The following is a 15,642-nucleotide window of genomic DNA, read 5'->3' as shown; positions in this document are numbered from 1 at the left end:
GATTGTCTGATAAATTGTTAAAGAGCAGTTGCAACGCGGCTTTCAGCTCACCGTTGCGAGGTCCCGTATAATACGTTTTCCTCATGCAGAGTCAAGCGCTTATTTTGCTTTTCTCTGTCGGTTTTCAGCGTTGAACTTCATCGCCGAAACCCTGCTGACCCGGCGGCTTGCTTGCCGTTGTTCCGTGTCAGTGGAGGCGCATTATAGGGAGTTCTGAGACGTTGACAAGCCCTGTTTTCAAAAAATTATTCAACCGTCTCTTTTTTGTGCAAAACGCCCTTAAAGCGGTAATTTTTCCAGCGTTGGGAAACCATAGCGATGCAGAACGGGTAAAAGTTGTTCTGTTTCTGCCGTCAGCGCCATGCAGAATGCTTTATTCTCGTCACTGGACTTCGCATCCGGCGCTTCATGCTCTAACAGCCAGGCGGTGCGGCGGGCAATCGCCGCGCCAGAATCGATAAGCCGCGTGCCCTCCGGCAGAACGCGCTGCAGCTCCTCCTGTAAAAGAGGAAAGTGGGTGCAGCCCAGCACCACCGTATCCGGCGGCTCCTGCATCCGCAGCCACGGGCGCAGGATACGGCGCAGCTCTTCTAACGGCACAGGCTCGCCATGCAGCTTCGCTTCCGCCAGCTCCACCAGCTCCGCCGACCCCAGCATCTCAATCCGACATTCATTGGCAAAGCGGTCAATCAGCTCACGGGTATAAGGACGCTTAACGGTACCGCGCGTCGCCAGCAGGCCAACAATACCGTTCGCCGTTAAGCGGGCGGCGGGCTTGATCGCCGGCACCACGCCAACGACGGGGAAAGCGAACTTTTCACGCAGGGCAGGCAGTGAGACGGTACTGGCGGTGTTACAGGCGATGACCGCCAGCGCCAGTGGATAGCGTTGCTGAACGGCAGTCACGATTTCCACAACGCGCTCAACGATAAACTCCTCGCTCTTCTCACCGTACGGGAAAGCGACGTTATCAAAAGCATAGATGTAATGCAGATTCGGCAGCAGCTGCCGAATCTCATTATAAACCGACAACCCACCGACGCCGGAATCAAACACCAGCACGGTGGGACGTGGATCAGAAGGTGTAGCTGCCAGACAAGGTGAATTCCCGTCCTGCAGATTGGTAGCCATAAACTGTCTCGTAATCTTTATCGAACAGATTGGCTATTTTACCACGAACTGTCAGGTGTGAGGTGACGGGATACGATAAACCGACATCCCAAAGGCTCAACCCACCCATATTGACGGTACGCGAGTTGTCGTAGTCATAATCGTAACGCTTGCCGATGTAGTGATACGTCACATCCCACCCCAGATCGTAGACCTGACCGTTCAGCTCGTATTTCACCTGCTGCTTCGCCCGGCGATAGAGGATCTTGTTGGTTTCGTCATCGCGAGGGTCAACATACTGCAGCGTTAGATGATGCTCCACCGGCCCGGTGGTGACATTCCCCGTCCACTCCAGCCCCTTGATCGTCGCAGACTTGACGTTGTAATAGGCGTTGTTGTCGTAATCGATGAGGTTCTGAATCTCATAGCGATACGCGGAGAGGCGCCAGTCGAGCGGCCCCGTTAACCCTTCGAGGCCCGCTTCCCATTGCTTCGACTCCTCGGGTTTCAGGTTCGGGTTAGAGGCGATGCCAAAACGCTCTGCGCCATACTGCTGCCCAAGGGAGGGGGCGAGGAATCCTGTACCGTACGAGAGCGTTGTCCGATAACCGTCGATAAACTCCCAGCCTGCCGCCGTCTGCCAGGTTCCGTGCCAGCCAAACTGCTCGTCATGATCCTCACGGCCGGAAGCTTCCAGCGTCACGCTATCAATCTGCTGCTGCCCAGTCAGATAAAGACCGGTGGTGTCACGCTTATACACGTCGGTACTGGTCGTTCCGCTGGATTTCAGCTTCTCTTGTTTCCAGTCAACGCCGCCGCTCACTGCCCCATGGCCTACCACAACATTATTTCCCCACTGGATATAGCGCTGTTCCATATCATCCAGGGTGGTGCCCGCGGCATAGCGGCCAGCGTCGCTGCTGTAGTTGTAATCTTTGATGCGCTGATAGTTAGCAATCAACTGAGAGGAGTAAATCCCGGAGTGGTAGTGCAGACCGGTATCCCAGGACTGAGTATAAGACTGATCTTCATCGTTTCCGCCTGCGTAGCCCCAGTTGCCCTGGTCATAGTCAGCGTTGGCGGAATAACCATAGCCGCGGAAGAAACCTGAGAAGTTGTCATCGAACTGATGCTGTACCCCGCCCCACAGCATTTTATTGCGGTAGCCGTCGCGATCGCTGTCGCCACTATAAGAGGAGTTTGGCTGAACGTTAAATCCTTTGGTGGTCTGATAGGCGCCGGCAGCGGTAACCAGCGTATCGCCAAACCGCTTGTTAAAGGCGCCATCATAGGACTGGTAGCCGTTCGTCCCCGCGCCGGCGTTAATTTGCGAACGCTCAGCGTCGGTCATGGTGATAATGTTCACCACCCCACCGATCGCTCCGGAACCGTAGACTGCGGAGCGCGGGCCACGGATGTATTCCACCCGCTGGACCAGCGAGATAGGGATCTGACTGATATCTACGCCATTGGAGATCCCCGGACGCGCCATCGGCACACCGTCGATCAGCACCAGCACGTGACGAGCCTCCGTCCCCCGAACATACAGCGAAGCGCTCTGCCCCATGCCGCCGTTGCGGGCAATATCGACCCCAGGAAGACGACGCATGACATCGTTTAAATCTTTGGACTGCCAGCGGTCGATATCATCGCGCGTCACAATGTCGGTCGGCGCCAGCACGGTATTGACCGGCTGTTGAAAACGGTTTGCTGTCACCACTAACGTATCTGAATTGCTATCCTGCGCCCAGCCGGAAAATGCCGTGACGGATAAAGCCGTCATCAGCGAAGCTTTTTTAATCATTGTAAAAGCATCCGAAACAGAAAAAGGATGCCGCTGGTTTTATCAGTTGCTCGCGACGATAAAACCCAGTGCGACGTATTCCGGCAGGTCTTCGGGCTTGGAGGCTGTTTCAAGAAATAATGACTTCCCACGGCTAGCCGCAGTGTCTGCACCGAGTGCGCTCATTTCTCACCTTCCTTACCGCTGCGCGTCAGCCCCAGATTTCCACTGGGTTCCCTTTTAACTCACAGGACCGGTAGGCGAATGCTACAATTAGAATCATATAGATGTCCAGACTGCTAATTATATTTCCCGCCACATTCGAGGCTGGACATCCCCGGCGCTTTCCCTACAATCCCCGCGTACTTATTTTATTCAGGATGCATCATGACCCCCGAACACCTTCCTACCGAACAATACGAAGCGCAGCTGGCAGAAAAAGTCGTCCGTTTGCAAACCATGATGGCGCCTTTTGCCGCGCCGGTTCCGGAAGTGTTTCGTTCGCCGGTCAGCCACTACCGGATGCGCGCCGAGTTCCGTCTGTGGCACGATGGCGACGATCTGTACCATATTATTTTCGATCAGCAGACCCGGTCGCGGATTCGCGTTGACAGCTTTCCGGCCGCCAGCGCGCTTATCAATCAGTTGATGACCGCCATGCTGGAGGGCGTGCGCAACAATCCCGTGCTGCGCCATAAGCTGTTCCAGATTGACTATCTGACCACCCTCAGCAACCAGGCGGTCGTTTCGCTGCTGTATCATAAAAAACTCGATGATGCCTGGCGTGAGCAAGCGGAGGCGCTGCGTGACGCCCTGCGAGCCCAGGGACTCAATGTGCATCTGATTGGACGGGCGACCAAAACCAAAATCGAGCTCGATCAGGACTATATAGATGAACGTCTGCCGGTTGGCGGGCGAGAGATGATCTACCGTCAGGTGGAAAACAGCTTTACCCAGCCGAACGCGGCCATGAACATTCAGATGCTGGAGTGGGCGCTGGATGTCACCAAAGGGGCGACCGGTGACCTGCTGGAATTGTACTGCGGCAACGGTAACTTCTCGCTGGCGCTGGCGCGTAATTTTGATCGCGTGCTGGCCACCGAAATCGCCAAACCGTCGGTGGCTGCGGCGCAGTACAACATCGCCGCTAACCATATCGACAACGTGCAGATTATCCGCATGGCGGCGGAAGAGTTTACTCAGGCGATGAATGGCGTGCGGGAGTTCAACCGGCTGCAGGGTATCGATCTGCAGAGCTATCAGTGCGAGACCATTTTCGTCGATCCGCCGCGCAGCGGACTGGACAGCGAAACGGAAAAAATGGTGCAGGCCTATCCGCGCATTCTGTACATTTCGTGCAACCCGGAAACGCTGTGCCGCAATCTGGAGACGTTAAGCCAGACGCACAACGTCACCCGGCTGGCGCTGTTCGACCAGTTCCCGTACACCCATCATATGGAATGCGGCGTTCTGCTGACCCGGAAATAGGCCCAAAAAAACCGGCAATGTCATATTGCCGGTTTTTTTACACCACTGGCGGCTTACTCGGCTGCCGTATTTTTGCGGTTACGCATCTTGTAGCCGATCCAGAAGACCATCGCGACGGACAGAACGGCCGGGAAGAAGTTAGAGCCGATATCCGGGTACTCCGCACGCACGACGGTGCTGTACAACAGTACCCCGAGAATAAAAAAGGCGGCGGCCAGGCCCGGAAGCCCAACGGGCATACTGCGATTCTGATAGCGCTGATGCAGACAGTAGACCGTCAGCAGCAGGGATAAAATCGGGAAGACGGAAAACGGAACTATCGAACTGAACAGCGCCGCAAAGGCGCCATTAATGGATAACCCGGCAATCAGCGCCAGCAGCAGCGTACCTTTATCTTGAACTGAGTGTTTCATTGCTCGTCCTTCACGTTATTCGGAATGATGTGACATTTTTTCTTGTTCACGGCGATACCAGTAATACGCGCCTTTCGAGATCATTCTGAGCTGCAGCACCAACCGTTCTTCCAGCTGCCGGCGCTGTTCAGGGCCGACATCCAGCGCTTCCGCGCCAGCGCTAAAGACGATGGTGACCATAGCTTCAGCCTGCGCTTCGGTGAAGGCGCGCGGCATATGGTTTTCGAGTTCTAAATAGTCGGCGAGTTCCGCGATAAAGTGCTGGATCTCGCGCGCGACGGCGGCGCGAAACGCCGCAGAGGTTCCCGAGCGCTCTCGCAACAGCAAGCGGAAGGCGTTCGGGTTGTTACCGATAAACTCCATAAAGGTGGAGACCGAGGTACGGATCACGCTGCCGCCTTTAGCAATTCTCTGGCGCGCCTGGCGCATCAGTTGGCGCAGCATCAGTCCGCTCTCATCGACCATCGTCAGGCCTAACTCATCGACATCGCGAAAATGACGATAAAAGGACGTCGGCGCGATCCCAGCTTCCCGCGCCACTTCGCGCAAGCTCAGGCTGGCGAAACTCCGCTCAGCGCTAAGTTGGCTGAATGCTGCTTCCACCAGCGAACGGCGGGTTTTTTCTTTTTGTTGTGCTCTTACGCCCATCACGATGTATGAATCCTTCCAATAGCCCTGCTGGCACTATACCAGAGATTAAAACTAATCGGTTTGCACTGGATTGTGAATGATTGTTTACGAGCCGTTTCTGCTTTTATGCCGCAAAAAAGCACAACGATAATTGGGTTAAAGCGCAGCGAATGTTATCATCGTGTTTATTTTATGTATAAAACAGGTGAGTAATGCCATGTCACACTCTTGGGATTATGATGCAATAGTGATTGGTTCCGGTCCTGGCGGCGAAGGCGCCGCAATGGGACTGGTGAAACAGGGAGTACGCGTTGCCGTCATTGAGCGCTACCATAATGTCGGCGGCGGTTGCACCCACTGGGGCACCATCCCGTCGAAAGCCCTCCGCCATGCCGTCAGCCGTATTATCGAGTTTAACCAAAACCCCCTCTACAGCGACCACTCCCGCCTTCTTCGCTCTTCTTTCGCCGACATCCTCAACCATGCCGACAGCGTCATCAACCAGCAGACTCATATGCGCCAGGGATTCTATGAGCGCAACCACTGTGAAATTCTGCAGGGCAATGCGCACTTCGTTGATGAACATACTCTGGCGCTGGAATGCCATGACGGCACGGTCGAGACGGTGACTGCGGAGAAATTCGTTATCGCCTGCGGGTCACGTCCCTACCATCCGGCCGATGTCGATTTCCACCACCCGCGCATCTATGACAGCGATTCGATTCTCAGCCTGCAGCATGAGCCGCGCCACGTGATCATTTACGGCGCCGGGGTGATCGGTTGCGAATACGCCTCGATCTTCCGCGGCATGGAGGTGAAGGTCGATCTGATCAACACCCGCGATCGTCTGCTGGCCTTCCTCGATCAGGAGATGTCAGACTCGCTCTCTTATCACTTCTGGAACAGCGGCGTGGTCATTCGCCACAATGAGGAGTATGAGAAAATTGAGGGGGTGGATGACGGCGTGATCATGCACCTGAAGTCCGGCAAAAAGCTGAAGGCCGATTGCCTGCTGTACGCCAACGGCCGCACCGGCAATACCGACACCCTGGCGCTGGAAAACATCGGTCTGCAGACTGACAGCCGCGGCCAGCTGAAGGTCAACAGCATGTACCAGACCGCCCTCCCGCACGTCTATGCGGTTGGCGATGTCATCGGCTATCCAAGTCTGGCTTCTGCCGCCTACGATCAAGGGCGCATTGCCGCCCAGGCGCTGGTGAAAGGCGAAGCCTCGGCGCATCTGATTGAAGATATCCCAACCGGGATCTACACCATTCCGGAAATCAGCTCCGTCGGGAAAACCGAGCAGCAACTGACGGCGATGAAAGTGCCGTATGAGGTGGGTCGCGCCCAGTTTAAACACCTGGCGCGGGCGCAAATCGTTGGCATGAGCGTGGGAACCCTAAAGATCCTGTTCCATCGGGAGACCAAGGAGATCCTCGGCATTCACTGCTTTGGCGAACGCGCAGCCGAAATCATTCACATCGGCCAGGCGATCATGGAGCAGAAAGGTGGTGGTAACACCATTGAGTACTTCGTCAACACCACCTTTAACTACCCGACCATGGCGGAAGCGTATCGGGTTGCCGCGCTGAACGGCTTAAACCGCCTGTTTTAACGCCTTGTCGAAATGGCCATCCATCGTACCGCGGATGGCCTCCGCCAGATGTTCATAGCGGCTGCGCAGCGGGGAGCCGGGACGGTAAACCAGGCCGATGGTTCGTCTTGGCTCTGGCTTAATGCACGGCAGATAGACCACGCCATCGCGTTTTCTTTCCTGCGGTACCGCCAGCGCAGGCAGCAAGGTAATGCCGCTGCCTGCCGCCACCATATTGCGTAGCGTTTCCAGACTGGTCGCCCGGAAGTGGGTATCTTCATCCGCTCCCGCTTCAAAGCAAAAGCCCATCGCCTGATCGCGCAGACAGTGGCCATCCTCCAGCATCAGCAGCTTTTCACCAGCCAGATCCGACATCGGCACGCGGTCGCGGTTCGCCCACGGGTGATCCTCATAGATAGCCAGCATCATCGGCTCATCAAACAGCGGCACCTCGATAAAGGCCTCGCTCTCTTTGACCAGCGCCAGAATGGCGCAGTCGAGCTTACCGCTGTCGAGCTGGGCCAGCAGCTGATGGGTCTGCGCTTCGTGCAGGTACATTTCCAGCTTCGGAAAGGTTTGGTGCAGCATCGGAATGATCTGCGGCAGCAGATACGGGCCAATTGTCGGGATCAAGCCGATGTGCAGCGGCCCGGACATGGTTTCCCCTTGTTGGCTTGCCATCTCCTTGAGCACTTTTACTTCGCGTAACACGGTACGCGCCTGATCCACCAGCAACAGCCCCGCCTGGGTAAACAGAACCTTACGGCTGGTGCGCTCCAGCAGCATGACGCCAAGTTCATCCTCGAGCTTGCGGATCTGTCCGCTGAGCGTCGGTTGGCTCACGTGGCATGAGTCAGCCGCCCGCCGGAAGTGGCGGTGTTCGGCGAGCGCTACCAGGTATTCAAGATCGCGAATATTCATTATTCATCCTCCATCTCCACGATAGTCCATGGCGATAGATAGCATAGCAACGAACGATTATCCCTATCAAGCTTTCTGTTCAATAATACGCCCATAGAGACGGTATACCTGTGAAAATCATTGGCCCGTCACACTGTTTCTCTACCCGAACAACTAAAGCCAACGTGAACTTTTGCGGACCTTGTGTCCGCTTTTTTTTTGCATAAAAAACCCGGCGTCATCAGGCTCGGCCGGGTTCAGAGAGGCGGATGCCAGAGAATTAGCTCAGGCGCGCTTTTGCGTCGCTGATAGCCTGCGCCACCTGCTGCGGCGAAACGCCGCCTTTCGCTGCGCGTTTATCGAGGCAGGACTGCAGAGACAGAATCGGATAAACATCGTCTGCGATGACCGGACTGAATTTCTGCAGATCGACCAGGGGCAGCGCTTCCAGCGGTTTCCCTTGCGCAATGGCTTCGACTACCGCCTCACCAACAATATGGTGCGCTTCACGGAACGGAACGCCTTTCGCCACCAGATAATCTGCCAGTTCTGTGGCGTTGGCATAGCCCTGCTGCGCCGCTTCCGCACAGCGCGGGCGCTTCACCTGGATGCCATCCAGCACCAGGGTCGCCATATGCAGACAGTCGAGCCAGGTATCCAGAGCGTCGAAAAGCCCCTCTTTATCTTCCTGCATGTCTTTGTTGTAGGCCAGCGGCAGGCCTTTCAGCGTCATCATCATGCCGGTCAACGCGCCCTGCACGCGGCCGCATTTACCACGAATTAATTCCAGCGCGTCCGGGTTTTTCTTCTGCGGCATCAGCGAGGAGCCGGAGGTCACGCGATCAGAAAGTTCGACGAAGTTCGCCTCGCCGGAGTTAAAGAAAATCAGATCTTCAGCAAAGCGCGACAGATGCACCATGCCGATAGACGCATCGGAAAGCAGCTCCAGAACATGGTCGCGATCGGAAACGCTGTCGAGGCTGTTGCGGGTGGCAGAGGCAAAGCCCAGCCAGCCGGCCAGCTGCTCGCGGTCGATTTCATACGCCGTCCCCGCCAGCGCGCCGCAGCCCAGCGGGCTAACGTCGAGGCGCTTCAGCGCGTCCTGCAGGCGGCTTTCGTCACGCGCCAGCATTTCAACATAGGCCAGACACCAGTGTGCGAACGTCACTGGCTGGGCACGCTGCAGGTGAGTGTACCCCGGCATCACCGCGTCCTGGTTATGCTGGGCTGTCTCCACCAGCGCGCTCTGCAGCTGGCGGTTCGCCGACAGCAGTTCGACAACGGTATCTTTGCACCATAGTTTAAGATCGGTGGCGACCTGGTCGTTACGGCTGCGCCCGGTGTGCAGTTTCTTGCCCAACTGGCCCACTTTATCGATCAGCTTGCCTTCCACCCAGCTGTGAATATCTTCGGCATCGCTGGCGAGGATTTGCTGCGGATTGGCGCGCACCTCTTCCAGCAGCACGTTCAGCGCTTCTTCCAGCTGCTGCTGTTCAGCGGCACTCAGAACGCCGACCGTTACCAGCGCTTTCGACCAGGCGACAGAGCCAACGATATCCTGCTCCGCCAGACGATAGTCGAAGCGCAACGAGTCGTTGAACTGTTTGAACCGTTGATCTGCTGCCTGTGTAAAACGCCCGCCCCAAAGTGCCATAACATGCTTCCTTTATTCGTTAGTTCTGCCGGCGGCATTGTGCCGCCCGGCCTACAGTCTGTAAGCCCGGCAGACGACGCGCCGCCGGGCATGAAATCTTAAGCCAGAATACGTGTGCCGATCGGCGTGCCGTTAAATAACGCTGGCAGCTGCTCGGCGTGACGCCAGGAGGCGATATCCACCGGACGGCCCAGGGCACGTGCGGCGTCAAGGGCCGCATTCACTTTAACAATCATGCCGTCAGTGATAATGCCCTGCTCGATCAGCTGCTCCGCTTTCTCGGCGGTCATCTCGGCAATGCGCTGTCCTTTACCGTCGAGGATACCGCTGACATCAGACAGCAGGATCAGATCCGCCCCCAGGGTGGCCGCCAGCGCTGTCGCCGCCTGGTCAGCATTGACGTTCATCAGCTGGCCTTCATCGGTCACCCCGATAGAGCTCACCACCGGCAGGTAACCGCCCGCCAGCAGGGTGTTGATCAGCGCCGGGGAGCCCGGCTGCGCCAGCCCGACATGGCCCAGCTCGGCATCCAGTTGCGTGACCTTCACGCTATCGCCATCGCCGAGGAACAGGCCTACCGAGGAAATACCATGTTTTTTCGCCCATGCCAGCAGCGTTTTGTTGGCGGTTCCCGCCAGCGCGCCGGTAATGATGTCAATCTGATCGGCAGGCGTAACCCGCAGGCCATTTTTCTTTTTCACCGGCAGATTAAGCTGCTTCATCAGCTCATCCACCACGCAGCCGCCGCCATGGACGATAATCAGCGGGCGCTGGTGCGCTTCACGGTAGTTAACCAGCGCGGTAAACAGGCGCTCCAGCGCCTCTTCGCTATCGAGTAATACGCCGCCGAGTTTGATAATTAATGGGTTCATCATCACACCTTAAATAAGAGACTGCGTCTCAGCGAAGCCGAAACGAATATTCGCGCACTGCACTGCCTGCGCTGCGGCGCCTTTCAGCAGGTTATCTTCAGCCGCGACGACGATGAGATGGTCGTCCTGCACGGCAAAACCGATATCACAGAATGGCAGACCCTCGACGCTTTTCAATGCGGGTACGCCTTTATCATATAAACGTACCAGCGGTTTATCGGCGTAAGCTTTCTGGTAAACCGCTGCGATCTGCGCGTGGCCAACGCCCGGCTTCAGGCGGCAGGTAATGGTTTCAAGGATGCCGCGCTTAAAATTACCCAGGTGCGGGGTAAAAATCACCTTTGCCCCGAGGTGGCTGGCAATCTCCGGCTGATGGCGATGGTTAAATATGCCGTATGGCTGCAGGCTCACTTCACAGAAGCTATTGCCGATCGCGGCTTTACGACCCGCGCCGCTCACCCCGCTGGTGGCGTTGATCACCGGCCACTGGTTCAGATCCAGCAGATTGGCCTCAATCAGCGGCTTCAGCGACAGCTGCGCCGCCGTCGGATAGCAGCCAGGCACCGCGATTAACTGCGCTTCTTTAAGCGCATCCGCGCTCCACTCCGCCAGACCATACACCGCCTGTTTGAGCAGGTCGGGATGTTGATGAGTGAAACCGTAATATTTTTCGTAGAACGCCCCATCGTTAACGCGGAAGGCACCGGAAAGATCGAACACCACGCAGCCGGCGGCAAGGAACTGCGGCGCCAGGTCGTGACTCACTTCGTGCGCGGTGGCGAGAAACACCACGTCCACGCCAGCGCTGAATTCGCTGATATCGGACATCGGCTGCAGCGGCATATCGACAATGCCTTTGAGCTGCGGATGCAGGTCGGAAATTAATTTTCCCGCATCATTGCTTTGCGCGGAGACCGTCAAAGCGGTTATGTTCATATGCGGATGACGATTGATATAGGTCACCAGCTCTGCGCCGGCATAACCACTGGCACCCACAATCAGCGTATTTAACATTGGAAGCGCATCTCCTTACATTCGATGGGTTTTCTTACGCTCAACGATATTGTATTTTTATTCACAATAAATGCATGAATATTGATACTATCACGACCCAAGGTGTGTCAACAATGAAAAACAATTTACCGCCCTTTATCGAGATTTACCGCGCGTTGATCGCCACACCGTCCATCAGCGCGACCGAAGAGGATCTCGATCAAAGCAATGAGTCTTTAATCAATTTGCTGGCAGGCTGGTTCCGCGATCTCGGCTTCAATGTTGAGATACAGCCGGTGCCGGATACGCGCCATAAATTCAACCTGCTGGCCAGCACCGGACACGGCGCCGGCGGTCTGCTGCTCGCCGGGCATACCGATACCGTGCCATTCGATGATGGCCGCTGGACGCGGGATCCGTTCACCCTCACCGAACACGATAACAAGCTCTACGGCCTCGGCACGGCTGACATGAAAGGCTTCTTCGCCTTTATTCTCGACGCCCTGCGCGATGTCGACGTCACCACGCTGAAAAAACCGCTGTATATTCTGGCCACCGCCGACGAAGAGACCAGCATGGCCGGCGCGCGCTATTTTGCCGAAACCACCCAGCTGCGCCCGGACTGCGCCATCATCGGCGAGCCCACCTCCCTGCAGCCGATCCGCGCCCACAAAGGACATATGTCCAACGCGATCCGTATTCAGGGCCAGTCCGGCCACTCCAGCGATCCGGCACGCGGAGTTAACGCGATTGAGCTTATGCACGACGCCATCGGCCGCATTATGCAGCTGCGCGATCTGCTAAAAGAGCGCTACCACTTCGAGGCGTTCACGGTCCCTTACCCAACCCTCAACCTGGGCGCTATCCATGGCGGCGATGCCTCAAACCGTATCTGCGCCTGCTGCGAACTGCATATGGATATCCGCCCGCTGCCGGGGATGACCCTCAACGATCTTAATGGTCTGTTGGGCGAAGCGCTGGCGCCCGTCAGTGAGCGCTGGCCGGGCCGCCTGACGGTCTCAGAGCTGCACCCGCCGATCCCCGGCTACGAATGCCCGCCGGACCATAAGCTGGTCCAGGTGGTTGAGAAACTGCTCGGCGCGCAGACCGACGTGGTGAACTACTGCACCGAAGCGCCGTTTATCCAGACGCTGTGTCCGACGCTGGTTCTCGGCCCGGGTTCCATCAATCAGGCCCATCAGCCTGACGAGTATCTGGAGACGCGCTTTATCAAGCCGACCCGGGAGCTGATTAGCCAGGTGGTCCACCACTTCTGCTGGCACTAAAATCGCCCTCTTTTTCCGCCCCGTTCTCCCGGGGCGGAACGGTGACGATCGTCACATTTCCATAAGCGATGCTTATCCAGCGACCCCTGAATTAAATTTCGCAAATTACGGCGATTTACTCGTTTGCTGAAGCGATTTCGCAGTAATTGACGTGGGGTTATTTACGTGGCTTTATAAAAGACGGGTTGCTTATCCGTTGCTCACGTTCCAGCGCAGCGGATATAACAAAATAAAATGAGATGGGGTGTCTGGGGTAACATGAACGAACAATATTCCGCATTGCGTAGTAATGTCAGTATGCTCGGCAAGGTGCTGGGCGATACCATCAAGGATGCATTGGGAGAAAATATTCTTGATCGTGTCGAAACTATCCGTAAGTTGTCCAAATCTTCACGCGCCGGCAACGAAGCTAACCGCCAGGAGTTGCTGACCACGCTGCAGAATTTGTCTAACGACGAACTGCTGCCGGTTGCCCGTGCCTTCAGCCAGTTTCTGAATCTGGCGAACACCGCTGAGCAGTACCACAGCATTTCGCCGAATGGCGAAGCGGCCAGCAATCCGGAAGTCATTGCGCGTACCCTGAGAAAGCTCAAAGACCAACCCAATCTCAACGAAGACACCATCAAAAAAGCGGTGGAATCTCTGTCTCTGGAGCTGGTATTAACCGCCCACCCGACCGAGATCACCCGCCGGACGCTGATCCATAAAATGGTGGAAGTGAACAGCTGCCTCAAGCAACTGGACAATAAAGACATCGCCGACTACGAGCACCATCAGCTGATGCGCCGTCTGCGCCAGCTGATCGCCCAGTCCTGGCATACTGACGAGATCCGTAAATACCGCCCGTCTCCGGTCGACGAAGCCAAATGGGGCTTCGCGGTGGTGGAAAACAGCCTGTGGGAAGGGGTGCCTAACTATCTGCGCGAGCTGAACGAACAGCTGGAAGCCAACCTTGGCTATCAGCTACCGGTGGACTTCGTCCCGGTGCGTTTCACCTCGTGGATGGGCGGCGACCGCGACGGCAACCCGAACGTGACCGCCGACATCACTCGCCACGTGCTGCTGCTCAGCCGCTGGAAAGCCACCGATCTGTTCCTCAAAGACGTGCAGGTGCTGATCTCCGAGCTGTCGATGGTGGAGTGTACCGACGAACTTCGCGCGCTGGCTGGCGCCGAGGGTGCTCAGGAACCGTACCGTTATCTGATGAAGAAACTGCGCACTCAGCTGATGGAGACCCAGGCCTGGCTGGAAGCGCGCCTGAAAGGTCAGAAGCTGCCGAAACCGGCGGGACTGATCACTCAGAACGAGCAGCTGTGGGAACCGCTGTACGCCTGCTATAAATCGCTGCAGGCCTGCGGCATGGGCATTATCGCCAACGGCGAACTGCTCGACACCCTGCGCCGCGTGAAGTCTTTCGGCGTACCACTGGTGCGTATTGATATCCGTCAGGAAAGCACTCGCCATACCGAAGCGCTGGGCGAAATGACCCGTTACCTCGGGATCGGCGATTACGAAAGCTGGTCAGAAGCCGACAAACAGGCTTTCCTGATCCGCGAACTGAACTCCAAACGTCCGTTGCTGCCGCGTCAGTGGGAGCCAAGCGAAGAGACGCGCGAAGTCCTCGATACCTGCAAAGTGATCGCCGAGGCGCCGCGCGGATCGATCGCCGCCTACGTGATCTCGATGGCCAAAACGCCGTCCGACGTGCTGGCGGTTCATCTGCTGCTGAAAGAGGCCGGGATTGGTTTTGCTCTGCCGGTGGCCCCGCTGTTCGAAACGCTGGACGACCTGAACAACGCCAACGATGTCATGACTCAGCTGCTGAATATCGACTGGTACCGCGGCTTTATCCAGGGCAAGCAGATGGTCATGATTGGCTATTCTGACTCCGCCAAAGATGCTGGCGTGATGGCCGCCTCCTGGGCGCAGTACCAGGCGCAGGACGCGCTGATCAAAACCTGTGAGAAAGCCGGTATCGAACTGACGCTGTTCCACGGACGCGGCGGTTCCATCGGCCGCGGCGGCGCGCCAGCCCACGCGGCGCTGCTCTCGCAGCCGCCGGGAAGCCTGAAAGGCGGCCTGCGCGTCACCGAGCAGGGCGAGATGATCCGCTTTAAGTACGGCCTGCCGGAAGTGACCATCAGCAGTCTGTCGCTGTATACCAGCGCCATTCTGGAAGCCAACCTGCTGCCGCCGCCGGAACCGAAAGCCGAATGGCGCGACATCATGGCTGAGCTGTCCGACGTCTCCTGCAAGATGTATCGCGGCTACGTACGTGAAAACAAAGATTTCGTGCCTTACTTCCGCTCTGCGACTCCGGAGCAGGAGCTGGGCAAACTGCCGCTGGGTTCGCGTCCGGCAAAACGTCGCCCGACCGGCGGCGTCGAGTCGCTGCGCGCCATTCCGTGGATCTTCGCCTGGACCCAGAACCGCCTGATGCTACCGGCCTGGCTGGGCGCTGGCGCCGCGCTGCAGAAGGTGGTCGAAGGTGGAAAACAGAGTGAACTGGAAGCGATGTGTCGCGACTGGCCGTTCTTCTCTACCCGCCTCGGCATGCTGGAGATGGTTTACTCGAAGGCTGACCTGTGGCTGGCAGAGTACTACGATCAGCGCCTGGTGAAGCCGGAGCTGTGGGCGCTGGGTACCGAGCTGCGTAAGCTGCTGGCTGCCGACATCAACGTCGTGTTGGCCATCGCCAACGACTCCCATCTGATGGCCGACCTGCCGTGGATCGCCGAGTCTATCCAGCTGCGTAATATCTATACCGACCCGCTGAACGTCCTGCAGGCGGAACTGCTGCACCGTTCACGCCAGGCCGAAGAAGCAGGCAAGGACCCGGATCCGCGCGTTGAACAAGCGCTGATGGTCACCATCGCCGGCGTTGCCGCCGGTATGCGTAACACCGGCTAATCGAAG

Annotated in this window: 12 protein-coding genes and 1 riboswitch; of the genes, 4 read left to right on the top strand and 8 right to left on the bottom strand. The window is 57.0% G+C overall.

The window, feature by feature from the left end:
* Positions 1-279: 279 nt before the first annotated feature.
* Complete coding sequence (gene murI, locus HMPREF3096_RS02460; protein ID WP_022065003.1) at positions 280-1,131, bottom strand: glutamate racemase; 852 nt, start codon at positions 1,129-1,131, stop codon at positions 280-282.
* Complete coding sequence (gene btuB / locus HMPREF3096_RS02455; protein ID WP_022065002.1) at positions 1,076-2,914, bottom strand: TonB-dependent vitamin B12 receptor BtuB; 1,839 nt, start codon at positions 2,912-2,914, stop codon at positions 1,076-1,078. The genes murI and btuB overlap by 56 nt, the downstream gene beginning before the upstream one ends.
* Positions 2,915-2,978: 64 nt before the next feature.
* Positions 2,979-3,166, bottom strand: a riboswitch (cobalamin riboswitch).
* 114 nt (positions 3,167-3,280) lie between these two features.
* On the opposite strand from btuB, the gene trmA reads away from it, so the two are divergent.
* Positions 3,281-4,381 (top strand): tRNA (uridine(54)-C5)-methyltransferase TrmA, encoded by a 1,101-nt coding sequence (gene trmA, locus HMPREF3096_RS02450; protein WP_004203692.1) that lies wholly within the window; start codon positions 3,281-3,283, stop codon positions 4,379-4,381.
* Positions 4,382-4,434: 53 nt separating this feature from the next.
* Here trmA and HMPREF3096_RS02445 read toward each other — a convergent pair whose 3' ends face one another.
* A complete protein-coding gene (locus HMPREF3096_RS02445; protein WP_004203691.1) occupies positions 4,435-4,794 on the bottom strand; it encodes a YijD family membrane protein in 360 nt (119 codons plus the stop codon).
* Between the two features lie 15 nt (positions 4,795-4,809).
* Positions 4,810-5,445: an HTH-type transcriptional repressor FabR gene (gene fabR, locus HMPREF3096_RS02440; RefSeq protein ID WP_004151856.1), complete on the bottom strand. Its 636-nt coding sequence runs from the start codon at positions 5,443-5,445 to the stop codon at positions 4,810-4,812.
* A gap of 196 nt (positions 5,446-5,641) precedes the next feature.
* On the opposite strand from fabR, the gene sthA reads away from it, so the two are divergent.
* On the top strand, positions 5,642-7,042 hold the full coding sequence (gene sthA / locus HMPREF3096_RS02435; protein WP_032731557.1) for a Si-specific NAD(P)(+) transhydrogenase: 1,401 nt from the start codon (positions 5,642-5,644) through the stop codon (positions 7,040-7,042).
* Here the strand turns inward: sthA and oxyR are convergent.
* The 4 genes from oxyR to argC form a co-directional block, all read right to left on the bottom strand.
* A complete protein-coding gene (gene oxyR / locus HMPREF3096_RS02430) occupies positions 7,025-7,942 on the bottom strand; it encodes a DNA-binding transcriptional regulator OxyR (protein ID WP_008807853.1) in 918 nt (305 codons plus the stop codon). The genes sthA and oxyR overlap by 18 nt on opposite strands.
* A gap of 259 nt (positions 7,943-8,201) precedes the next feature.
* Positions 8,202-9,575, bottom strand: a complete 1,374-nt coding sequence (argH, locus tag HMPREF3096_RS02425) for an argininosuccinate lyase (RefSeq protein WP_012543258.1) — start codon at positions 9,573-9,575, stop codon at positions 8,202-8,204.
* Positions 9,576-9,673: 98 nt separating this feature from the next.
* On the bottom strand, positions 9,674-10,450 hold the full coding sequence (gene argB, locus HMPREF3096_RS02420) for an acetylglutamate kinase (RefSeq protein WP_086070891.1): 777 nt from the start codon (positions 10,448-10,450) through the stop codon (positions 9,674-9,676).
* A 6-nt stretch (positions 10,451-10,456) separates the two neighbouring features.
* Positions 10,457-11,461, bottom strand: coding sequence for an N-acetyl-gamma-glutamyl-phosphate reductase (argC, locus tag HMPREF3096_RS02415; RefSeq protein ID WP_008807856.1), 1,005 nt, complete (start codon positions 11,459-11,461; stop codon positions 10,457-10,459).
* 113 nt (positions 11,462-11,574) lie between these two features.
* On the opposite strand from argC, the gene argE reads away from it, so the two are divergent.
* Positions 11,575-12,726, top strand: a complete 1,152-nt coding sequence (gene argE / locus HMPREF3096_RS02410; protein WP_032701190.1) for an acetylornithine deacetylase — start codon at positions 11,575-11,577, stop codon at positions 12,724-12,726.
* 258 nt (positions 12,727-12,984) lie between these two features.
* Positions 12,985-15,636, top strand: coding sequence for a phosphoenolpyruvate carboxylase (gene ppc, locus HMPREF3096_RS02405; RefSeq protein WP_008807858.1), 2,652 nt, complete (start codon positions 12,985-12,987; stop codon positions 15,634-15,636).
* Positions 15,637-15,642 lie beyond the last annotated feature (6 nt).

Source organism: Klebsiella sp. HMSC25G12 (assembly GCF_001807705.1).
Taxonomy (GTDB): Bacteria; Pseudomonadota; Gammaproteobacteria; order Enterobacterales; family Enterobacteriaceae; genus Klebsiella; species Klebsiella variicola.
The sequence above is the reverse complement of the archived record's forward strand: the minus strand, read 5'-3'. Positions and strand labels throughout refer to the sequence as shown.